The sequence below is a fragment of the Acinetobacter sp. SCLZS86 genome (assembly GCF_021560715.1).
Classification (GTDB): domain Bacteria; phylum Pseudomonadota; class Gammaproteobacteria; order Pseudomonadales; family Moraxellaceae; genus Acinetobacter; species Acinetobacter towneri_A.
This window is the reverse complement of the sequence record NZ_CP090864.1, coordinates 2,927,362-2,950,926: the sequence shown is the minus strand read 5'-3', so window position 1 is coordinate 2,950,926 and position 23,565 is coordinate 2,927,362. Positions and strand designations below refer to the sequence as shown.

At 40.3% G+C, this 23,565-nt stretch carries 14 protein-coding genes, 1 tRNA gene and 1 CRISPR repeat array; of the genes, 6 read left to right on the top strand and 9 right to left on the bottom strand.

The genetic code is table 11. From position 1 onward, the window contains the following. Positions 1 to 79: 79 nt before the first annotated feature. The 5 genes from acs (at position 80) to LZP46_RS14110 (ending at position 9,074) form a co-directional block, all read left to right on the top strand. A complete protein-coding gene (acs, locus tag LZP46_RS14130) occupies positions 80 to 2,023 on the top strand; it encodes an acetate--CoA ligase (protein ID WP_236094164.1) in 1,944 nt (647 codons plus the stop codon). A gap of 192 nt (positions 2,024 to 2,215) precedes the next feature. Beyond that, positions 2,216 to 3,676 (top strand): DUF3375 domain-containing protein, encoded by a 1,461-nt coding sequence (locus LZP46_RS14125; RefSeq protein WP_070155917.1) that lies wholly within the window; start codon positions 2,216 to 2,218, stop codon positions 3,674 to 3,676. 10 nt (positions 3,677 to 3,686) lie between these two features. Continuing rightward, entirely contained in the window at positions 3,687 to 4,520 is an 834-nt protein-coding gene (locus tag LZP46_RS14120) for a DUF4194 domain-containing protein (protein ID WP_178318889.1), read from the top strand. Beyond that, positions 4,508 to 7,885, top strand: coding sequence for an ATP-binding protein (locus LZP46_RS14115; RefSeq protein WP_178318888.1), 3,378 nt, complete (start codon positions 4,508 to 4,510; stop codon positions 7,883 to 7,885). Before LZP46_RS14120 ends, LZP46_RS14115 begins: the two co-directional genes overlap by 13 nt. Then, a complete protein-coding gene (locus LZP46_RS14110) occupies positions 7,878 to 9,074 on the top strand; it encodes a Wadjet anti-phage system protein JetD domain-containing protein (protein ID WP_178318887.1) in 1,197 nt (398 codons plus the stop codon). Before LZP46_RS14115 ends, LZP46_RS14110 begins: the two co-directional genes overlap by 8 nt. Before the next feature lie 31 nt (positions 9,075 to 9,105). Then, a CRISPR array of direct repeats spans positions 9,106 to 11,173; the repeat unit is 28 nt; unit sequence CTTCTAAACCATCTGGGCGATGGCAAAC. 96 nt (positions 11,174 to 11,269) lie between these two features. On the opposite strand, the gene cas1f is transcribed toward LZP46_RS14110, so the two are convergent. The 5 genes from cas1f to LZP46_RS14085 are packed head-to-tail and all read right to left on the bottom strand — an operon-like array spanning position 11,270 to position 16,084. Next, positions 11,270 to 12,223, bottom strand: coding sequence for a type I-F CRISPR-associated endonuclease Cas1f (cas1f, locus tag LZP46_RS14105; RefSeq protein WP_070154190.1), 954 nt, complete (start codon positions 12,221 to 12,223; stop codon positions 11,270 to 11,272). A gap of 2 nt (positions 12,224 to 12,225) precedes the next feature. Then, positions 12,226 to 12,897 (bottom strand): type I-F CRISPR-associated endoribonuclease Cas6/Csy4, encoded by a 672-nt coding sequence (locus LZP46_RS14100; RefSeq protein WP_178318910.1) that lies wholly within the window; start codon positions 12,895 to 12,897, stop codon positions 12,226 to 12,228. A 1-nt stretch (position 12,898) separates the two neighbouring features. Further along, positions 12,899 to 13,999, bottom strand: coding sequence for a type I-F CRISPR-associated protein Csy3 (csy3, locus tag LZP46_RS14095; protein ID WP_178318886.1), 1,101 nt, complete (start codon positions 13,997 to 13,999; stop codon positions 12,899 to 12,901). 25 nt (positions 14,000 to 14,024) lie between these two features. Next, the gene (csy2, locus tag LZP46_RS14090; protein ID WP_178318885.1) at positions 14,025 to 14,927 is read right to left on the bottom strand and encodes a type I-F CRISPR-associated protein Csy2; all 903 of its coding nucleotides are present in this window, start codon (positions 14,925 to 14,927) and stop codon (positions 14,025 to 14,027) included. Next, a complete protein-coding gene (locus tag LZP46_RS14085; protein WP_178318884.1) occupies positions 14,924 to 16,084 on the bottom strand; it encodes a type I-F CRISPR-associated protein Csy1 in 1,161 nt (386 codons plus the stop codon). Before LZP46_RS14085 ends, csy2 begins: the two co-directional genes overlap by 4 nt. A gap of 144 nt (positions 16,085 to 16,228) precedes the next feature. Here LZP46_RS14085 and cas3f point away from each other — a divergent pair, with 144 nt between their 5' ends. Beyond that, on the top strand, positions 16,229 to 19,417 hold the full coding sequence (cas3f, locus tag LZP46_RS14080) for a type I-F CRISPR-associated helicase Cas3f (RefSeq protein ID WP_178318883.1): 3,189 nt from the start codon (positions 16,229 to 16,231) through the stop codon (positions 19,415 to 19,417). Positions 19,418 to 19,482: 65 nt separating this feature from the next. On the opposite strand, the gene LZP46_RS14075 is transcribed toward cas3f, so the two are convergent. From LZP46_RS14075 to glmS, 4 genes are all read right to left on the bottom strand, one after another. Further along, entirely contained in the window at positions 19,483 to 20,742 is a 1,260-nt protein-coding gene (locus LZP46_RS14075) for a type II toxin-antitoxin system HipA family toxin (protein WP_131261189.1), read from the bottom strand. 4 nt (positions 20,743 to 20,746) lie between these two features. Next, on the bottom strand, positions 20,747 to 21,049 hold the full coding sequence (locus LZP46_RS14070; protein ID WP_070153706.1) for a helix-turn-helix transcriptional regulator: 303 nt from the start codon (positions 21,047 to 21,049) through the stop codon (positions 20,747 to 20,749). Positions 21,050 to 21,335: 286 nt separating this feature from the next. Next, positions 21,336 to 21,411: transfer RNA gene (locus LZP46_RS14065), tRNA-Gly, on the bottom strand. Between the two features lie 311 nt (positions 21,412 to 21,722). Beyond that, positions 21,723 to 23,564 carry a glutamine--fructose-6-phosphate transaminase (isomerizing) gene (gene glmS, locus LZP46_RS14060; protein WP_236094163.1) on the bottom strand — a complete coding sequence of 614 codons (1,842 nt, stop codon included), beginning with the start codon at positions 23,562 to 23,564 and terminating at the stop codon, positions 21,723 to 21,725. Position 23,565: the final 1 nt, after the last annotated feature.

Here is a 23,565-nt window from a genome sequence, read left to right as displayed (position 1 = left end):
CTGTGAATATGCAGAAATAATAATCAATAACGTGGCATACATCTCGTGATGAGATGCGAGAATATCAAGGAAGTAGCAGATGAAAGACGTATATCCTGTTCCAGATGAATTTAAAAAGACTGCCCGCACCACTGAGGCAGAATATTTTCAACGCTATCAACAATCTATAGATGACCCTGAAACTTATTGGGCAGAGCAGGCCCAACGCTTAGATTGGATTAAACCTTTTACCCAAGTCAAAAATATTAGCTTTGACCCTGAGAATTTTAAAATTGAATGGTTTGTGGATGGGCAACTGAATGTCAGTGCCAATTGCTTAGACCGCCATTTAAAAGAACATCCGCATAAACCTGCAATCATTTGGGAAGGAGATCATCCTTCGCGGCATAAAGTGGTTTCTTTTGCTTCTTTGCATGATGAAACCTGTCGTTTTGCCAACGTACTGAAAAAGAAAGGGGTGCAAAAAGGAGATCGGGTGGTGCTGTACATGCCAATGGTTTCCGAAGCTGCGATTGCTATGCTGGCCTGCGCGCGGATTGGTGCAGTGCATTGTGTGGTTTTTGGTGGTTTTTCCCCCGATGCTTTGGCTAGCCGAATTGAAGATTGTCAGGCCAAGTTAATTGTCACTGCAGACTCGGCCATGCGTGGTGGTAAGCCAATTTATTTAAAAGCTAATGTCGATGCTGCCCTAAAAGTAGCAGGTACTGACTGTGTGCAAAATGTGATTGTGGTGCATCGTACAGGGAATCCGATTGAGATGCTGCCCGAACGCGACTTGTGGTATCACATGGAAATTATGTCGGTGAATGATATCTGCCCACCTGAGCCAATGAATGCAGAAGATCCACTATTTATTTTATATACCTCAGGTTCTACTGGAAAACCCAAAGGCGTTTTGCATACCACAGGGGGTTATTTGACCTATGCGAATAGTACGTTTAGAGAAGTTTTTGACCTGAAACAGGATGATGTCTTTTGGTGTACCGCTGATGTAGGCTGGATTACAGGGCATTCCTATGTTTTGTATGGTCCCTTATCGAATGGTACATCCACTGTGATGTTTGAAGGAGTACCGAACTATCCGAGTTGGGGGCGCACAGGGCATATTGTTGATAAACACAACATCACCATTTTATACACTGCGCCAACTGCCATTCGCGCCATGATGCGAGAGGGAGATCATTTCGTACGTGAAAGTGACCGTAGTAGTTTGCGTTTATTGGGTTCGGTAGGCGAGCCAATTAATCCTGAAGCATGGAACTGGTATTACAACGTAGTAGGCGAAGGACGTTGCCCAATTGTAGATACATGGTGGCAAACCGAAACAGGGGGTATATTAATTTCAGCATTGCCGGGCGCAACTCCGCTGAAACCAGGTTCGGCAACACGACCTTTATTTGGGGTACAACCTGCAATTGTTGATGCCGAAGGTCATGAACTGGAAGGAGCGACCGAAGGCAATTTGATTATGAAAGATTCATGGCCAGGGCAAATGCGTGGTATTTGGGGTGATCCTGCACGTTTTATTGAAGCGTATTTTTCGACTTATCCGGGTGCATATTTTACAGGAGATGGTGCGCGCCGTGATGAAGATGGCTATTACTGGATTACGGGGCGTGTGGATGATGTCCTGAATATTTCAGGGCACCGTTTAGGGACTGCAGAAATTGAAAGTGCCTTGGTGGCGCATGAAGCTGTGGCTGAAGCGGCCGTGGTGGGCATGCCTCATGAAATTAAAGGACAGGGGATTTGTACCTTTGTAACCTTACAAGTTGGTACACCCGAGTCAGAAGAATTGCGTGAAGAATTAGTCAACTGGGTACGCAAAATTTTGGGGCCTGTGGCAACACCTGATGCGCTGCATTGGGCACCTGCTTTACCCAAAACCCGTTCAGGTAAAATCATGCGCCGTATTTTGCGCAAAATTGCAGCAAATGAATTGGATAGTTTAGGAGATACTTCTACTTTGGCTGAGCCGCAAGTGGTGGAGCAATTGATTGCAACGGTGTATGGGGAGCGGTAGGTTAAGGTTACTGTCACTGTACACAAAGAAGTTAGATAAGGTTTGTTTTTTATTTTTTTCGATGAAGTAAGGTGATTGTTTATATCATCTTACTTTATGCGACAACTCGTGTCGTCTTGCTTGGTAATTTGCTTGGGTGATTAAAAAATAACTGTAGAATAAATAACCATCATACAGATGATGTGGAATGGCATGAATATTCTAGGGTTACAGGCCAAGTATCGGCGTTTATATCATGAAAACTCAATTTGGAAATTATTAAGAGCAGATAACGCACCACATATTTTAGCGTTCATTGTTGACTTATTTGCAGAACAAAATGAAGTCCCTTATGGCCGTGCAAGAAATGTCTTGGATGAGTTGATTAAATCTAGTCGTGAGCAGGGTATTTGGCAGACAGAAAATAATGCAGCGCATTATTTAAATCATTGGATTCATTCAGGCTGGCTCAGAGAAATAGATGGCAAGCTGAGTAAAACGGATATTAGCGAAACCGTATTACGTTTTTGTCAGGGCTTGGATGAGCGAGCAACCCATACCACAGCATCACATTTAAGAATTGTGCAGGATGCGGTTCGTGATTTTGTGGTCGCATTGAGTGAAAATATTGAAGAACGAGTGGAGTTGCTCGAACAAAAAAAATTAGTGATTCAAAATGAAATAGATGCTTTGTTGGCGGGTGTTGTTACACAATTAGAAGAATCAGAACAAAAAGAAAGAATACGAGAAATTTATCAACTTGCTTCCATTCTTACAGGCGATTTTAGACGGGTCGAAGATGAGATTCGTCTACGAGATAAAGAGTTGCGTCTAGATATGATTAGTGGTGCTTATTCACGTGGAGAAGTATTGCTGAGCTTAATGGAAAAAGAGCAGTTGCTTGCCCAAAGTGATGCAGGCAGTGCTTTTGATGGGTTTTGTCAATTACTTCAGGATCAAGATCGTTCTACTGAGTTTAGAGAGCAGTTACGCAGTATTTTGAATCATCCTATTGCACAACAATTAAGCGAATCTCAACGTAAATATTTAGGTCAGTTAATGCGTGAGTTAGGACGCGAAAGTAGCCGAGTTTTCCAAGTCCGACGTCGTACAGAAGAAGGTTTGAGAGCTTATATTGAAAGTGGTGCAGCATTGGAAAACCGTTTGATTGATCAGTTGTTGTCGGAATTAGAAAAAAATGCAGTGGCATTGTTGGAATCGGAGTGTGATTTAAAAACAGAAGTACAAGTGGATTTAGCCGTGGGTTCCATCCAGCTGAATTCGCCTGAAAGTCTTGCTTTAAAAAGTCCCACAGAACATATGGATACACGTGAGGTCGAAGAGCAACAAAACAAGACTGAACCTAGTGATCAGATGCTGAAGTACTTAGACAATGTACGGGTTCGTGCTGTTGCTGAAAAAGTATATCAAACGCTCGCACAGAAAGGGGTGATGAGTATTGCCCACTTAACACATGAACATCCTTTACAAGCGGGGCTTGAAGAACTTGTTGCTTATTTGCGTATAGCAAAAGCCATTAAAGCACCACAAATGCAGCATACCGAGCAAGTTGAACTTAAGGATCGTTCAGGTGTGCATTTGCAGGCCAGTATTCCAGTGTATTACTTGAGTGCAGATTTATTTCCCAAAAATATAGATGAGCTGGCACTTTAAGGAGATCGAGATGCAATCAGAAAATAAGATACAACAGCATGACAACTTCTTTGAAATGGTACGCAGACCATCTTCAAATTCAGAGAAAAATATAGAAATCCAAGCTAATCAGCCTGTAGAAGATTCGTTTCCTACAACTGGGGCAGAGGAACAACATGCAGATAATCAAACAGAGATGGAGCATGCTCAGGATCGTGATACAGATGCGCTTATGCCACATGCAGCCCGACGCGTATTGGTCTATCTCATGCGTCAAGGGGTTATTCTTGCAGCAGAAAACTTAAAACTTTTTGATTTATTGTGCCGATATGAAGCGGAAATTCGTAGACATTTGGCAGAGGTTTATATCCAGTTGGTTTTGGATGCCAAGAAAGGTGTAGCTTATATCATCAATCTCGAAAGTATTGAGGATGAACAGGAAGATGAGAACCAGCCTTTAGATGATTTTCCTGTAATGATACGAAAACGAACTTTGACTGTATATGACACCTTAATTTTACTTATTTTGCGGAAGTATTATCAGGAGCGGGAAACTGCGGGTGAGCAAAAAATTATTATTGATGTTGAGCGAATCCAGAGCAGTTTAATTCCATTTATTCCTTTAACGAATCATGACAGCAAAGATCGTAAAAAGCTAAATGCAGCATTAGAAAAATTTATTGAGAAAAAAGTATTAACGGGACTGCGTGGTGAAGAAGGGCGTTATGAAATTACGCCAATTATCCGCTATGTCGTGAATGCCGAGTTTTTACAAAGTTTATTATCTGAATATCAACAATTAGCAGCAAAGGCCAAGTTGCAGCAATCCGAACAAGAATATGGAGAATCATCATGCAAGAAATGACCCTCTCAACTTTATTTGCACAAGGCCAAATTCGCTTGTCAGAAATTTCAGTATTTAACTGGGGCTCCTTCCATAACTTGCATACCGCACGTATTGATCCTGAAGGGACACTTATTACGGGAGATAATGGTGCAGGTAAATCTACCTTTATTGATGGTTTAATGGCATTGTTACAACCTGCAAGTAAAGCTAGTTTTAACGTAGCAGCTGCGCAGGGCGATCGCTCAGACCGTACATTACTCTCTTATATGCGTGGTAGTTTTGGTTCAGAACATGATGGGGCTGGAACGCGAGTAAAAAATAAGCGTGAAAAAGCAGTGACAACAGCATTAAGAGCGCTATATACCGCTGATGACGGTTCGATGATTACTTTAATTGGATTGTTTTGGGTTGGACAAGGTCAACATTCGCTGAGTGAAGTGAATCGTTTATATATGATTGCAAGTCGTAATGTGCAACTGACTGAAGTGTTAGAAAAATTTGCAGACGGTAATACTCGCCAGCTAAAACAACATTTTAATCCTAAAACAGATGCACGCGTGCATTATTTTGATAGCAAATTTGAAGACTATCAGGAGATGTATCGTAAATATTTATTTATGGATAATAAAAATGCACCTGCGTTGTTATCACGTGCTTTAGGCTTAAAGAAAATTGATGATTTGACTAAATTAATTCGCGAGTTGGTTTTAGAACCAAGCCAGGTTCGTGCTTTGGCACAGACTGCAGTAAATGAGTTTGCTGACTTAGAGGCAAACTATAAGCATTTGGTAGATGCGCGTGAACAAGTCCTACATTTACAGAAATTACCTGAGTTAGCTGTTCAAATAACAGCGTTAACTCTGCAACTGAATAATCTACAGCTCGAAAAACAAGCTTTTCCTGCATATTTAGGTGAATTGTATGTTCAGTTTTGGACTGAAAAAATACATCAGCTGGAGCAAGAGATACAGCGATTACATACGCAGTTTAAGCAATTAGAACAACAAGAACATGATGCGGAAAAACGACAAGAGCGCTGCCATGAAGACTATTTACAAGTCGGCGGTAATCGGATTGAAAACTTACAAAAAGAGCTAGAACTGATACAGCGTCAGTTAAAGCAATTAACCATAGAGGCATCGCGCTATCAGGAAGATGCTCAGCAATTACAATTGCAAGATGATTTAACCGAGCAAAATTTAATTGATAACCAAAAAATAGCCCATGAGCAGCTTCTAAATATTGGGCAAGAGAAAACCCAACGACAAGATGAGTTTGCTCAAGTCAGTAGCAAATACGCACAAACGCAACAGCAACTGAAAGAAACTCAAAGCGATATTCAGGAAATAGAAACCAGACCTAATAGTAATATTCATGATGTACATTTATTGCGTTTAAGAGATGAGCTTAGACAGCATTTAGATTTTGATGAACATGAATTAATGTTTATTGGTGAGCTCATTGATGTAAAAGAGGCTGAAAAAAGCTGGCAAGGCGCAATTGAACGAGCATTAGGTGGTTTAAAAACAACGTTATTGGTGCCGAAAGATCGTTATTCGATGGTCACTCAATGGGTGAATGCGCGTCATAATAAAACCCATGTGCGTTTACAGGTGATCCATCTTGATGCTACAGAAAGTGTGTATTTTAAAGAAAATGGTTTTCTGCGGAAATTGGTTTGGCGAGAGCATCCATATCGTGATTGGTTAAAACAACATCTGCTTCGCTTTGATCTGCAATGTGTGGCAGATACAACAATCATGAATACAACGCCTTTTTCTATGACACAACAGGGCTTAATTCATCGTGAGCAAGGTCGTTTTGAGAAAAAAGATCAACAGCGGATTGATGATCGAAAAATTTGGTGTTTGGGATTTTCCAATACTTCACGTTTAAATTTATTAAAGCATGAAGCGAAACAACTTGAGGTACAGTTGGAACAGTATGCCTTGAGTGTTGCACAATCGCGTAAGGTGCTAGATCAGGTAACACAGCATAAGAGTTTGTGGGAGCGAATGTTACGTTACCAATGGGAGATGATAAATATTCCTTATTGGACAGAGCGCCAGCAACAGACTAGCAATGACTTGCAACATTTACAACAGGCAGATACCAATATTGAACAAGCTCGACAACGTTGGGAGCTTGCAAAAGAGGAATTAAAACAACTACAGGAACATAAAGGACAGTTACAACACACTTGGGGGAAACTCAAACAGAAACTCAGTGATGCAGAAACACAACAACAACAAGCGCAAAAGGCAGCAAACCAAGGTGTCCCAGAACAAGCCAGAGAACTGTTGCTACAGCGTATAGGAGAAACACCTTGGTTGGAGGATGCTTATCTTACTGCTGTGGAAAAAGAGCTAGAGCGTTTAATTGAACATACCAGCAACCAAAATACCTCAGCAAAAAATAGCGCAACGTACATTATTGGTCAGTTTCGTGGCAAGGATAAATGGTCACATATTGCATTACAACGTGAATGGGCAGTTGGTTTGGCCGCATTGGATGATTGCGTTACCTATTTTCATGAACTAGAAAAGGAAGGTTTGCCTGCCTTAGTTGAACAGTTTGAACAGCGTCTGCAAAAACATACCATGCAGTCTTTAAGTGTGATTCAGAATCGCCTTGAGGCAGATAGAGAAGAAATTACTGACCGTATTGCCATAATTAATCAGGTTTTACGGCGTACAGAATTTAAGTCTGGCAGCTATCTAAGACTAGGATACAAAAAGGAAAAGTATCCACACGTCATAGATTTTGAGCAAAAACTAAAATGGGTCGTATCTAGTATTAATAGTATTGAATATGAACAACGTTTTAAAAAGTTAGCTGAATTAATTTCTATTTTAGAAAAAGCGAGTAACTCGGTTACAGCGCATACTTTTGAAAGCCAGCGTTTACTTGATCCTCGTCATCAAATGTCTTTCTATGCAGAAGAAGTCGATTTGGCTACAGAAGAAATACGAGATGTTTTGGAGTCATCGAGTGGTAAATCTGGCGGAGAAAAAGAATCATTTGCTGGAACCATTGTGGCAGCGAGTTTGGCTTATGTATTAACACCAGACGGCTATGATTATCCAATCTACAGTACAGTGTTTTTAGATGAAGCTTTTTCAAACACAGCTGAAGCGGTTAGTCGTCGAGTACTCAAAGTATTTAAGGCGTTGAAAATTCATGTTAATTTAATCACACCTTATAAAAACTTAAATTTAGCGCGTGAGTCAGCACGTTCTTTATTAATTGCCGAGCGAGATATTGAGAAACATGAAAGTCATTTATGTGAAATTACTTGGCAGGAAATTGATGAAAAAATGGCGCAAAAACAACAGCAACTGCATAGAGAGGCACAACAGCTTGGGGTGCAGTTAGATGCCTAAAATTGAGAAGTGGGGATTACTTCCAAATACCGTTTTGGGTGTTTTGCATAAAAAAGAATGGGAAAATCGTCGAAATTTAAAGCAGCGGTTGTTAAATCAACGTCCTTTTCCAATCGAAATTTCACTGAAAGTGCCCACAGACCAACAAGCTAGAGATAACTTGGGGCATTTTCATGCTTTTTTTAAAGCGTGGACAGATTTTGCTTATCCTGAACTGGTTGAATGGCAAGAACGGCAGTATCGACAACTTTCAGAACAACGTGTTCCAGTAAAGTTACGAATTTTTTCTTTACAGCAGCTTACTGAGCTTTTAGGAACAGAGCAACAACTTGAAAACTGGTTGGATAAAATATCCAGCTTTTTGAAGCAGTCTTTTGTGCATGATCGTCATCAGCACCGTTTATTTCAAACTTTAATTCATCATTTAGAGCAGATAGAACGCTATAGCCAACAAGAATGGCAATGGTTGATTCAGCTGATTGAACAGCTGAAACCGAATATGGGGGCAGGGCTTTATTTAAGGGCCTTGCCATTAAGCGCTGTAAACACGAAGTTTCTTGAGCAGAACTTATTGCTGACGGAGGCAATTTGCAATGTACTTTATGATGATGAGATCGTACTGGCTGGAGGGTTGTTGGCATGGCTAGATTGCTTAGATAGCCCCAAAGGTTGGTTGACGATCAAACCCGTCTGCCCAAATGTGCAGGAAAAATTGGGAGGACTCCCCGTTTTTCAATTGTCCACAGAGGTGCTAGATCAATTTGAGTTACCTGCGGAACGAATAATTGTAGTTGAAAATATTCAGTCAGGTTTAGCGTGCCCTTACTTGGAAAATAGTATTGTGGTTTGTGGTGGGGGTAAAAATATTACATGGATGAAGGCCAAGTGGTTACAGTATAAACAGGTTTTTTATTGGGGAGATATCGACTCTGAAGGTTTAAATATTTTAAGTATGGTTCGGCAAAAAATTCCACACGTGATTGCTTTAATGATGGATGAAGCCACAGTTTTACAGTTCCAAAATCATATGGTGGATGAACCAGACTCTATTTTTAGTGAGCCACAATATCTCACTGCTGACGAGTTAAAATTATTTCATGATTTGCGTGCACAGACATTTAAAAATAGGCGTTTAGAGCAAGAGCGCATTTCGGTTGATTGGGTGCATCGTTATTTAGAGTTACTTTGAAAATTAATTTGATTGATAATAAGGGGTGTAATGTTTAAACCATCTGGGCGATGGCAAACTTAAACGCATCATTTCATCTGAACTGGTCGCACTTCTAAACCATCTGGGCGATGGCAAACTGCAATTGTGATAGCTTCATAACTTTTCCTTACTTCTAAACCATCTGGGCGATGGCAAACCATGTGACCACTCCCGCTTTAGTTGCTATTGCCTTCTAAACCATCTGGGCGATGGCAAACATGTAGATGTGCAATATTTTAGCCACTTGAATCTTCTAAACCATCTGGGCGATGGCAAACTGATCTAAAAGTATCAGGGCCGATGATGCTTTCTTCTAAACCATCTGGGCGATGGCAAACATCCTAGTGGCGCAACACACAAAGACGTAGATCTTCTAAACCATCTGGGCGATGGCAAACGATTGAGCAAGCATGTAAATACGCTGCATTGTCTTCTAAACCATCTGGGCGATGGCAAACCGTCTAATCTTAGGGCTTTCAATTTCCCACATCTTCTAAACCATCTGGGCGATGGCAAACCAATTGAGCCAATATTTGCGGGTCAATGTCTTCTTCTAAACCATCTGGGCGATGGCAAACATAAAATTCTTGCTGAATTAAAATATGAAGTTCTTCTAAACCATCTGGGCGATGGCAAACAGCTAAATACAATATCAGTGCACAGACTGTTACTTCTAAACCATCTGGGCGATGGCAAACTTCTAAGCTGGCAAGTCCACACGCTTGATGTTCTTCTAAACCATCTGGGCGATGGCAAACTGGCCACATCATTTCTAAATTTTGGAAGCGGGCTTCTAAACCATCTGGGCGATGGCAAACTTGCTGTTGTGAATGTCCATTCTCAAGCCTTACTTCTAAACCATCTGGGCGATGGCAAACGAGATGTCGCCACGTGTGAGTGTTGCATTTGACTTCTAAACCATCTGGGCGATGGCAAACGGCATCGTGTCTGAAACGAAGCAAGCCGCTGCCTTCTAAACCATCTGGGCGATGGCAAACAAGACCAAGCCACATAATGCTGTGGTGTCGATCTTCTAAACCATCTGGGCGATGGCAAACACGCCTGCCCCCAACGGCTTAAAAGACTTGTGCTTCTAAACCATCTGGGCGATGGCAAACTTTTTGGTGTGTTGCCTGTGCTAATTCAAGAACTTCTAAACCATCTGGGCGATGGCAAACCGAACAGCAAACCCCACGCAACTCGGCGTGTTCTTCTAAACCATCTGGGCGATGGCAAACGCATTGGCAACACCAAAGATATTGCTGAACTCCTTCTAAACCATCTGGGCGATGGCAAACCATTCGTACCTGTAGGGATTGTCTCGATTATCCTTCTAAACCATCTGGGCGATGGCAAACTGAGCGCGTTAAGCATGATCTCAATTTCTGATCTTCTAAACCATCTGGGCGATGGCAAACGGTAACAGTTATGTGACCTGGTGCATCGGCTTCTTCTAAACCATCTGGGCGATGGCAAACATTCGAAGCTGATAATCCGATTGCTATTGCTTCTTCTAAACCATCTGGGCGATGGCAAACTTTAGTGTGTCGGTCAGCTTATATGGCGGTGCCTTCTAAACCATCTGGGCGATGGCAAACATTGATTTAATGCCTAAAGCGCCTGAGTTTGTCTTCTAAACCATCTGGGCGATGGCAAACGAACCATCAATCCAAACTGGTACATTGATGTACTTCTAAACCATCTGGGCGATGGCAAACAGCCAATCGTGCAGAAATTACCGCCAAAGACTCTTCTAAACCATCTGGGCGATGGCAAACAAACCCAAAATTTCAGAATCCAGCGGGATGTACTTCTAAACCATCTGGGCGATGGCAAACGAAGTTGTTATGGCGGGTGAAGCGCAAGACAACTTCTAAACCATCTGGGCGATGGCAAACAAAATGTGTATGTTGAGAAATTCTATAAAAATCTTCTAAACCATCTGGGCGATGGCAAACTGGCTTGGTGAATGCACTTAAAAACAAAGATTCTTCTAAACCATCTGGGCGATGGCAAACCAAAAATAGCCACAACCGCAATCGCTCAAGAACTTCTAAACCATCTGGGCGATGGCAAACTAGAACTTTTATCATAAAAAGCTCTAGATAATAATGATATAGGTTTTTAAAGAGTGAAAATAGATCAAAAAAACAAAAATCAATAAACTTTTGAAATCATTTGATTTTATTGCATAGCTCAGAAATGAAGTTAAACATATAGTCTAAGACATCCTGATCTTGGCAGGATTCAATCAGTTGCATTCTAAACTCTTTTTGATTATGTCCATTTTTGGCAGAAATAAACGCTTGTGGCATAACAAAAGCATCTTTTACTAAATCTGCAATATCGAAAACTAAACCACCACGACGTGTCTTACCGTGCAAAATAGGTAAGGCAAAACTTATTCCCATACCATTTAGTGTGACAGAAGCATAACCATAAGCAATGTAATTACCATGATCTAGATAACTATTGGCAATATCACGTAAGGACTCATGCGACCCTTTTCCTTCCTCACGGCTAAATTCAAAATTTAAACCCGATGCAAGTTGTTTATAGAGACTTTTTGCCCAACGGCCTTCGGCTGCTAATAATTCTGTTTGATTATTTGCCAAATCAATATCTTGTAGAAAACGTGTCATAGCAATGGGGTCAAGCGATATACCGTGTTGTATTAAGTTGATATTCTTTTTCCATGCTTTTTCAGTAATAGACACACGTTCGCTTAGTAAAACTTTAGCCATCAGTAAGCGAGCATCATCTTCAAGCCAAGCTCTCATCCACGTTTGCATATATTCGGTTGGGCGATATTCACTTTGTGGTGCGAGGAAAGTGAGATCAAGTGATGAAAAGAGAGGAGAACCGCCTGAACCACAAAATCCAACCATAACATTAGATTCTGCCAAACGACGGGCGGCAGCATCGGTTAAGGAGCTGCCTTTACCGAGCAATAAGAACGCCGTATTTTTTTCAGGAATATTATAAAAATGTTCCATCGGTTGAAGGTTATCCGTCAGATACACAATCCGATCATCTTTGAGCATGACACGTACCCGCTCAAGGTAAAATACACAGGCTCGTTTAGATAACATCAGAGCACGACTGCGTTGCTGACGGAAATCACTCATTTTTATACCTCAAACACAGGTAATGCGAAAGCGTGTTGTTTTCGTGCTAGGCCATACCCATCAGGTAAACCACTTTTTAACACGTTAACATCCTTGTAATTTTCAGGAAGTCCAAAATTTTCTTCCTCAAAATTAATATCAAAAATCTCAATAGGAACCGTAAAACTTTGCCCAGTACTTTGACTAATGACCTTAAAGTAAGGAAGTTTCTTGGCTTTATTAAAGCGTTTGGTGTGTAAACTTTCTCGTTCAGGATAATTCTTTAAAAAATTGGGTTCAGCTTTTAAGGTTGGTAATCGAAAACGAAAATAACAGCGCCAACCCGTCACCTTTGCTATAGGTACAGCAACAGGATGATTGAGTACAGCATAGTCCCTGATTTTCCAATGACCTTTAATGCGCTCAACTAATTGATCTAAATCATCTTGTTCCGATGCAAAAATACGTAAAACATCATAATTTGGTGTTATGGGATAATTATATTTTGCTTCTTTGGTCAGCATTTTTCGTTGCTGGCGTGGTGAAATTTCTAAAGCTAAGGCAAATTTTTCTGGCATTTTTCGAAAAGCACCATGCACAATACTGTAAATTTGATTGCGCAGATGGGTGAGGGTAAGCTCACCATCATCCGCACTGTCTAAAATACGAATATCAAGATAATAGTTGGGTTGCATATTACTCTCCCTCAGAGTAAACGCCGCCACGAACTAAGCAGGCTATTAAGAACATACCTTTATCGCTATTTGGGTCTAAACTGCGAATTTCTTTTAAAATATCAAAAGCAGAATCTTTTTTCTTTTTGTCTACACGGAAAAAGTCCTGTGCGTCTAGGCTTGCGCCATTTGGCTCTACAGGAATTGGTTTACTATCATTTTCTAAAAATTTGTCATACCAAGTATCAATGGTGCGTAAGGCATTACCAATTTTTTGGTCACGAATCGCTGCTTGTCCTAAAAACTGATTGTCTTTGGCTTGACGTTCAGGGCGGATAGGATTGAGTTGATACAGTGAGCGCGAAAAACCTTTTGGTTTTTCTTCAAGATAGTTTTGTGATGGAAAGACTTCAACACCACCCATGCCAAAATCTACAATCGCTTCAATATGTAATCCTGAATTGACATCACCTTGCATGCCTCTGACTAAGATATTGGCAATTTTATTTTCACTTTCAGAAACATCATCAAATGATTTTAGGCTGTAATCCAAAGCATTAAATTCAGCAATTAATTTATAGCTTTTAGTCGTCTGACTTTGATCATGTTCAATAATTTCGCTGACTTTAATCGAAATATGTTCTGCAACGCTGCGATTACGCCATAACCAACGTCCATTCACAATGTTGCGGACATAACGACGAGCAACTTCTTCAATCCCTTCGCTATTTTTAGCCTTTTCGATAAAATCCTTGAAACTTGCGCGAAAATCTTTTTCCTCTTGTTTGTCTGCACCTGCTTTGGATGCTGAAGCAAATAAAATATGATCTAAGTCGATGAAACGTAAACTCCATTTGACTAGAAGCTTAGCATCGGGCAAAAGTTTCGCCGATTCTGTCATTTGAATATTGGAAACTTCACGGGCGACAGAGTTACCCGAAGCAGCACCTTTATCTTTATTGCCTGCCACGTTTTGAGTACCACGAATACCATGATACATTACATGTAGCGCATCTTCTTTGCCATCAGCATGTAAATGGTAGAAGGCAGCATCACTGATTAATGTCCCGCGTTGTAAAGAAAGGCTGCCTGGTAATTTTTTGAAATTTTCAGATGTAGACATGATGTTTATTCCTTATAAATGTCAATTAGTTGTTGAACTGTTGATTTTGTTGCAATAAAAAAACGTCATCTTGAATCCAGTGATACGACCATTGGATTTGTTCTAAATAGTCATCGGGATAAATTGATGTTTCAAGGCGGATTTCATTCAAGATTGAATTAAGTGAGTGATACTGAATCAAGCCTGTTAAAGGTTCTGCATAGGCATGCTGTGTTTCATCCTGATCATCGGCATGGCGAATTCCAGCACGATCAGCAGTTGGTTGTTCAAGTAAGGCATAACCTAAAGTTGTTGCAGAAAGCCATGCTAAGTTTTCATTCGGTAAATGTTCTAAAATAGGTGTATCACTATTTTTAGCTTGTGGACGATGCGCTAAAAGTTGGCTAAAGGCTTGCAAACGATTTACTTGATATGCTTTTTGATAGGCGGTTAATAAATCATTCCTATCATGAATTAAAAAGCCAGAGCTGATCTGAGCCAAGGCATCTTCAGCATCATTAAAATCTTGAATTTTCCCAAACTCGAGAATATGACCGCCTGCAAATTTACTTCTTTTGATAGTTTGAACTAATGTGTCTAGATCTGGACGTCTAGCGTCAAATTCAATTACTAAACTGAACAGCAAATGACAGCTTGCAGTAGGCTGTAGTGAAAGCGCATATTTATTTTTTGATGAGTAATCTGTTTTACCAATGAATGTCGCGCCGCGTCGTTGTGCTGGAGTGAAGCGACCATAAGCTTCTCCACCAAGTGGTTGTATATCATGGTGCACATAATAAAAGCCGAGATCTTCTTCATCAATTTGACGCGCAAGGTGATGGCTAAACATGGCAGCAGCCATCAGTGGAGCACCACCCATAATTAAGCCATTGCTCTGAAAATTTGCTGCTTGCACTTTAATGTATGGAATAACGACGAAGTAACTCATTTTAAAAGCTCCTGAATACGACGTGAGAGGAAGCTTTTGGCATCAGCTTCCGATAGGCTAATATCAACCGTATTTTTAATCTCTTTTTTCCAGTAACTGTGTTTCGTGATTCGTCTTGCTAAATCATCTGCAAAAAACTGTTGCCAATCTTCAAATTGTTGCAGTTCAGGATTAATTAAGCCTTGAGCGATCAGAGATACACGCGGATGGCTCCACCTCGATTTTCTCTCCAACACTTTTAAACTAGGCAAATCATTTGCAACAGACTTTAAAATTTGGAGGATGTCTTGCCCTTGTTGCAGAACATCATCGACAACTTTCTGAATAGTGGTTAATTCTGCTGCACGTGTTTGCATATTTGAAAAAGGGGCGTGTATGCCATGTTCATGGAAGCCCACCTTTAAACTTAGTTTTTGTTGTTCAATCAAGGATTTTGCATATTCAGTCAATTCCTGATACATCGCTCGATTGATATAGGCATTTGAAATTTGGTAATCAAAGCCTTTATAAAAATACTGAAAAGCAAGGCGTGTTTCAGGATCTTGAGTAGGTGAGTCAAGAACAAGAGGACGTTGCATGGATCGGACTAGACTTCCGACGTTTTGCGGATTTGATCCGCCAATACCAAATACAGCTGTCTTAATATTCTTCAGTTTTGTATTTTTACCTTCTGCTTTACGTTGTTCTTTAAGTGCATCAACTTCAGTATTAATCAGTAAATTCAGACCTGCTGCTGAAAGTGGGCTGATGGATAGATACTCATTATTTTTAGGAATGAGTAATTGACGCATGCGAATATCAATAATATCCAACCCTGCAGTAAATGGTTGTTCAAATATCTTGTTTAAATGTGGTTTAAGCAAGGCCACGTTTTGCTTAAATTCTTCATCTGCTTCGGACAGCTCTTCATCTAATTGAGCTGCTTTGACGACTTTAAATAAAGTTGCAGTTTTACCTGCATTTGCTTGGTAGTCGGTTGGAACAAGAAAATCATCAGCAAGTAATGTTCGTGCTGAAATATAAGGTAAGTTTAATGCATGGCTTTGCGCAAGGCGGATACCGCCTTTTTCAATATTTGAGTTAACGGTTTTTAGGCTGTAATGAACAGATTCAGCCAAGGCTTGCTGATAAGAATTTTCCTCTGTATCTTTTGTCATAATGCATCCTAAGTTATTAAAATATATTTGTTTAGAGTATTAATAGCGGATGAAATATTTATTATCAAATGCTATTTTTAGTTAAACGACATGATGTGTCGCAGAGATGCGATTAAATCCAATGAATAATTATATCCATCCAATATGCATACAATTTTTATATCCGCTTGTGAAAAACGCGCTTTAAAAAAGACCAGAGCTGTTTTAGATAGCTATGCAATTCGCACTGGGCAAAGTTCATGGCAGGCACCTATGACCATGGAAGGACTTAAAGAAATTCGCAGTGCACTGAAAAAAACAGCAACACGTCAAACTGCTGTAGCAGCTTATGTGAATTATGGTATGCGCAGAATGAAATTGGTTTGGGTCGTAGGTTCTAAGCATCGTTTTAATTTAGAGGGTGCTTATCCAGTTGCTTCGACATGTAAACAACAAAAGCAGCTGCAAGTGCCTGAATGGGTTCGAGCAGCAAGTTTACTTGCAGGTGCTGCAGGTGATGTACATGACATTGGTAAGGCTTCTCAGCACTTTCAAAGCAAATTAAGTCCTGCGATGGCAGGGCAGATGCTCAAAGATGATGTACGACATGAATGGTTGTCGATGAAACTATTGCAGCAAATGCGTAAAAATAACTGGAATTGGCCAGAAGCATGGAAAAATATTGATCGTAACTTAACAGATTTAACCCTGGGCGAACGTACTAAGATAAGAAAACAATTTTTGCTGAATGAATTAGAAGCCGTGGATTATTTGGTGGTGACGCATCATGGCTTATTGGGAGATAACAACTGGTATCCAAATGCGGATTTGCATGTCAGGGAAAAACATCCTCGTGTAGAACAATTCACCTGTGCGGGTGATTTAAATGACAGCATATTTAAAAGTCACCAAAACCGTATGGCCCGCTTAGCGAAAATGACCCAAGCAACGGAAGATCAACAGTTATATTGGAAAGCTTTAGCACTACATAGCCGCGCAGCACTCATTCATGCAGACCATACCGTTTCTGCGGAACAGTTTTCTGAAACAAAACCTGAAAATGTCAGCCTATTTGCCAATACAAAGATAAAAAATAGTCCACAAGGCAAAAAGGAGCGAATGCAAGATCAACCTCTGGATTGGCATTTGCAGCAGGTTGGAGATCGTGCTGCGTATATCGCCACAAAAATGATGACAGATTTGAATCTTGCTGGTTTAAGTGAACAAACGGTTGAGTTTATCTGTCAGCCTTCTACTTTACCCAGATTTCAGTGGCAAAATTTGGTTGCTCATGCCTTACAAAAGCAAATCAATAAAATGCCAGATACCCCTTGCTTATTGCTGAATATTGCAGGAACGGGGAGTGGTAAAACCAGAATGAACCTGCGTGCAGCATGTATATTAAGACCGAATGATCCACGCCTTGCCATTGCACTGAATCTTCGCTCATTAACGTTACAGACTGGTGATGCACTTAAAAGCTCCATGAATCTGTCGGATGATGAAATTGCCGTGATTATTGGTGATCATGTCAGCCAAAAGTTATTTAATGAAAGTCGTGCAAATGCGTCTGTGGCTGATGAAGATGAAAATTTACCAGAACCTGTATTTGATGCTTATGCACAGGATCAAGACTTACCACAGTGGTTGCATCCTCTATTTACTAAAATAGTCAAAGGAAAAAGGGGAGTAGATAAAGTTGCTCAAAATGTTTTAGCCTCGCCTTTATTGGTATCCACGATTGATTATTTAATCGCGGCAGGCGAACCACACCGACAAGGGCATCATGTTAAAGCGTTGCTCAGAATTATGAGCAGTGACCTGATTTTAGATGAAATTGATGGTTATGAACCTAAATCATTAATCGCTGTATTGCGTTTAGTCCAATTGGCTGCAATGTATGGTCGTCATGTCATTTGTTCATCTGCAACGCTTTCAGCAACAGTAGCAGATAGCATTTACCGCGCTTTTGAATCAGGAGTCGAGCTTCGCGCAGCCTTATATAAGGAACCACAAAAATTTATTGCAGCGATTGCAGACAATGAATTGAAGCCTAAAATACTGGTACAAAAAAGCCATGAACCATCAGTATTTAATCAGGTTTATCAACAGCATTTAGATGAGTTGCAGCACGTTCTTACGGTTAAAGCAGAACAGCCATATCGTTTGGCACGTTTAGCCAGTATTGAAAATCCTTCTGTTGATCAATGGAAAAGGACGATTTTGGAGCAGACAGAAGCTCTACATCAACAACATCGATGGTCACTTAAAAAACAGGACAAAAAACTTTCATTTGGTTTAATCCGTGTGGCAAATATCAAGCATGCTATTGATTTAGCAAAGCATTTATCAGGCCGACTGCCACATGCACAGATTGCTTGTTACCATGCTCATGATTGGCTAATCTCACGATTCCACAAAGAAAAACGACTCGACTTTTTGCTCACACGGCATAAAAATGGCACAAAACGTCCAACGGGAAATGAACATATTTATACGGATGAAGAGATATTAAGTATCGTTCAGACCTCTAACGCTATAGATATTCCATTGATTGTGATTGCAACGCCTGTAGAAGAAGTTGGGCGCGATCATGATTTTGACTGGGCGATTATTGATGCTTCAAGTGTGCAGTCGATAGTTCAGACAGCAGGGCGTGTTAATCGACATCGTTTAAATATTGTGCAACATCCCAACATTGTGATTCCACAATTTAACTATAAATACTGTGCAAATAAAGATAGGACTCAGCCAAAAAAGCAGGCGGTATTTAATCGGCCTGGTTATGAAGGTTATGTGGACACCAAAAAACAATATAAATCGCAAGATTTATCGCAACTTTTGCCTTGGTCTAATAATGAACTGGTGGTTGATGCCAGACTTAGATTCAATGCCAATACCTGCGACTTTACAAAATATGATGATGAACAAATTCAAAAGTTTAATCAGGACTTTTTTGCTTCAGAAGGTGAACAACTCTTTTCTAATATTCAGGTGAATGCAGCTTTGCTAACGGAACAGTTATATAAAGATACATGTCTAAGAGATATGCAAAATCAGGAAGTATATAGCTTTGATGTTGAGGATGATGAATTATCTATTTATCAGCATTTTCCAGATTCCGTAGAACTGAATATTCAGACTGGAAAATATGAGCAAGCTGTTAAAAGTGTCACTTTTAATATTGAACCAGCTCCTGATAATGCTTGGTTGAGTTTATCACCTGCGCAACTCAAGGAGCTAACATTAGAGTATGGGCTTGCAGTGCAAGAGGGATGTAAGTTGTCTTTGTCTGTTTATAATGACCAAAGCCCGCAGTGGATATACCATCTTGGGTTCGGGGTTTATCACTGATCTGTTATTGATTAAATTTTATATGTATTTCCAGATTGCTTTTGATTAAATCGGATGGTTTATATTCAATTCAATAAATGAATATTATGCTCAATCCTATTTTGGATCATTTGGAGAGTTTCAGATCTAATTTGTTCAGGTAATAGATCATGAGCAATCTTCGTAAATCGGCTGGCAACTTCGCAAATTGAGTTAATCATTTCATCAACCTCTTGAATAGAAAGCTCTGCTTCCTGAATGCCCAGTTTGACAATGGCAGACCGAGTAATATCCAGTGCTTCACCCATAATATCCATTTGATGATATCCACCTGGGCCTTCACAGAAAGTAACGTCGTAGGCTGGGGCGAGTTTCCATTGTCCATTTTGAGACATTAAAAACGAAAAGTTTTTGCAATGATCATCTCGATTATTGAACACCACATTGAAAACAGCGCGCTTGAATGCAATCGCTTTTTCGCGAATATCATTGGTACAAAAGTGTGTAGCACGAAGAAAGTTGCTGTAGTCTAAACTCCCAGGTGATTTAAAATCAGCCCCTGTAAAGGCAGCTAAACTTTGCATAGGGATGCGCATGCCATCGCAGCGGTCAAATCTTTTTGAGGCAAATGCAGTTAGGCCATTCGGAAGAGTGAAGTATTGGGTGTCTGGGGTGTCAATATGACAATGACGCAAACATTCTGCATAAACAGTTTCAATTGCACAAACTTCAGGATGCTCTTGCTGAGCGGGAAATTTGATCAGCCAAGCTTCATGTTGATGTGAGTGAACTGTTGAGAATTCATTAGTGACAGGATCACGATAAACAAGTGCTTTTGGCCTTGCACCTTGTGGAGACCCGCCCATAATTAATAAATGCTGTAAAAATTCGGCACCTTCTCCTTTGAGAACTTCCTGAACTTCTTGAGCGAGTCTTAGCAATGGAATATTTTCAGCTAATGTTAACTCGGATGCTGAAGGTTCAAAGGATAATGCCCCCATTGCATGTGTACTAATATACGTGAGGCGTTCTAAAGGCCCAACTCGTGCTGGATTAAGTCCATTTTTTTTAAATAAGCGATCCATCAGGAGCATGCCCCAGCCATCGGGTAAGGCATCGTATATAGGGCCTGGTAATCCCATTTGATGTGCAGGAAAGTTCTTTCTTAATGGGTCACCTTTTAGCGGAAGTAGGTAAGATGAAAGCTCTAAACCTTTACTAATTGCTTCTGCGCTGTATTCAAAAGCAATCAATGGTCGACCTGTGATTGCAGTTGAGGAAACTAGTGTGCCCCAAAGCCAATATTCGCCCCATCCATTGTAGTAAACATCAAGTTTTTTGAGCATGGATTCATTTCCTTTTGATACGTTGGCGAGCCGTATTACTCTCATAGCGGAGCATGTCATCTACACTATTTAAATGTGGTTTGAAAAGTTCCTCTAATTCTTTTAATCGGCCGAGCACCATGGCAACACGTACTAAATTTTCAAATGAAACATTTCGACCAGCTTCTAGATTAGATACAGTATTCACACCAATACCCGCACGCGCAGCAACATCTGCCTGAGTCATTTCCAGATAAAGACGTTCTTTACGAAGCCTCTCACATAATAAAGCAACAACTTCTTCAGGTTTTTTGAATATTAAATCCATAATATTGTGTTTTACATTGTGATATCACCATTAAAACACAAAAAAATGGATTTATGAAATTATGCCAGTTGGTCGATAATGAGATGCTTGATTGGCTGATGAGATTCTATTGGATTAAAGAAATCTAATGATTTTAATGCATTTATTTTTTGCAACTACCTACGAATATGTCGTATTTGGGGCCCGAAACTGTGAAATAAAAGATAATAAAGAAAGTATGATTGGGGATAACATAATATAAAATCAATAAAAAAGCCCCAATCTTTCGATTGAGGCTTTTTGAATCTGGAGCGGGAAACGAGACTCGAACTCGCGACCCCAACCTTGGCAAGGTTGTGCTCTACCAACTGAGCTATTCCCGCATGCGGTGTATAATACATGATGAAAAAATAGGGTCAATCATTTTTTGCATGTCATTGTACTGACTGAATAAATAAACAACATTTTTAGAAAATAGTGTGGTTAAATGACTTAGGTTATTTGTTTTTATAAAAGTTTTCATTATCTGCAAAATTTTCTATATCGCTTGCTATGAACTGTAGTCACGCGAAAAATAAAAGTATTAGATATAAAAAATCCGCAGTACTGAATTTCTAAAAGTGAAGTAGACTGCGGATTTTTTAGATGAGTCAAATTAATTTTATTAAATTTAAATCATTGAATTTAATCAATATTATTCCACTGTTACGCTTTTTGCCAAGTTTCTAGGCTGATCGACATCTGTACCGCGCAAAACTGCCACATGGTAAGACAACAATTGTACAGGAATACTATACACAATTGGCGCAAGCAACGCGCTGACCTGTGGCACATAAACTACATGCTGACGTTCTTTATCTGCAGGAATGCCGCTGTGTTCATCTGCAAATACAAATAGCTCACCACCACGTGCCTGTACTTCTTCCATATTGGATTTTAGTTTATCCAGCATGTCATCTTGCGGTGCTAAAATCACCACAGGCATGTCATTGTCTACCAATGCCAATGGGCCGTGCTTTAATTCACCCGCAGCATAACCTTCTGCGTGAATATATGAAATTTCTTTCAGTTTTAACGCACCTTCCAAGGCAATTGGGAATTGTGTGCCACGACCCAAGAACAAGCAGTGATTTTTCTCTACAAACAATTCAGACAAACGTAAAATTGCCGTATCATTTTGCAAAGTATCTAAAATCACTTTTGGTGTGTGCCACAAGCCTGCAATAATTTCAGCTGTATCTGTCGCTGCTATTGCATTTTTCACCTGACCAATTTTGAGCACCAACAGCATTAATGCTGCCAGCTGTGTGGTAAAGGCTTTGGTCGATGCCACACCAATTTCAGGACCTGCAAGCGTCAACAAACTATGATGGGTTTCACGTACCATAGACGAAGTTGCCACGTTACAAATGGTCATGGTGCTAATATTTAAACCTTTTGCAGCAGCACGTTTTTGCGTGTCGCGTAAAGCAGCTAAAGTATCTGCAGTTTCACCGGATTGTGAAATGCACACATACAATGTGTGATTCACAATCACTGGGGTGCGATAGCGATATTCGCTGGCAATTTCTACATGACATGGCAAGTTGATAAGCTGTTCAAACCAGTATTTTGCAATCATCCCTGCATGGTAGCTGGTACCACAGGCAATAATCTGTACTTGTTGAATCTTGGCAAAATCAAGCTCAGCATCTTTCAGGAAATCTTCACGTAAAGCGTTGCCATTTAATGCTTGTGAAATGGTTTGTTGAATCGCTTCAGGTTGCTCATAAATTTCTTTGAGCATGTAATGTTTATATTCACCCTTCGATGCATTGCTTACAGTTGCATCTAGCTCTTTTACAGGGCGCTCAACAGTTTGACCATTTACAAAAACTTCAATGCTGTCGCGGGTTAAGCGGGCAATATCACCTTCTTCCAAATACATGAAACGATTGGTAATTGGCAACAACGCCAATTGGTCTGAACTGATAAAGTTTTCGCCAATACCGACACCAATCACCAAAGGCGAGCCTTCACGTACCGTAATCAATTCATCTGGATAATCGGTATGGATAATTCCAAGTGCATAAGCACCTTTCAGTTGAGGCACCACTTGCTGTACCGCATCCAATAAATTCGGTGCAGTTTTAAGGGCATGGTCGACCAAATGGGCAACCACTTCAGTATCCGTTTGAGAACTGAACACATAGCCTAAAGTTTCTAGCTCATCTTTCAGTTCTTGATAATTTTCGATAATGCCGTTGTGTACGACAGCAACATTGCCAGAAATATGCGGATGTGCATTGTTTTCGGTCGGTTTACCATGTGTTGCCCAACGCGTATGGGCAATACCAAGTGAACCTGTTATTTGAGAATCTAGTACTGCTTGCTCAAGATTTGCTACTTTACCGACACGGCGCTCACGCAAGACCTGACCTTGACTAATCAGTGCCAAACCTGCGGAATCGTAACCGCGATATTCTAAACGCTTTAAACCTTCAATGAGGATATTGGTAATACTACGTTCTGCAACGCCACCGACAATACCGCACATA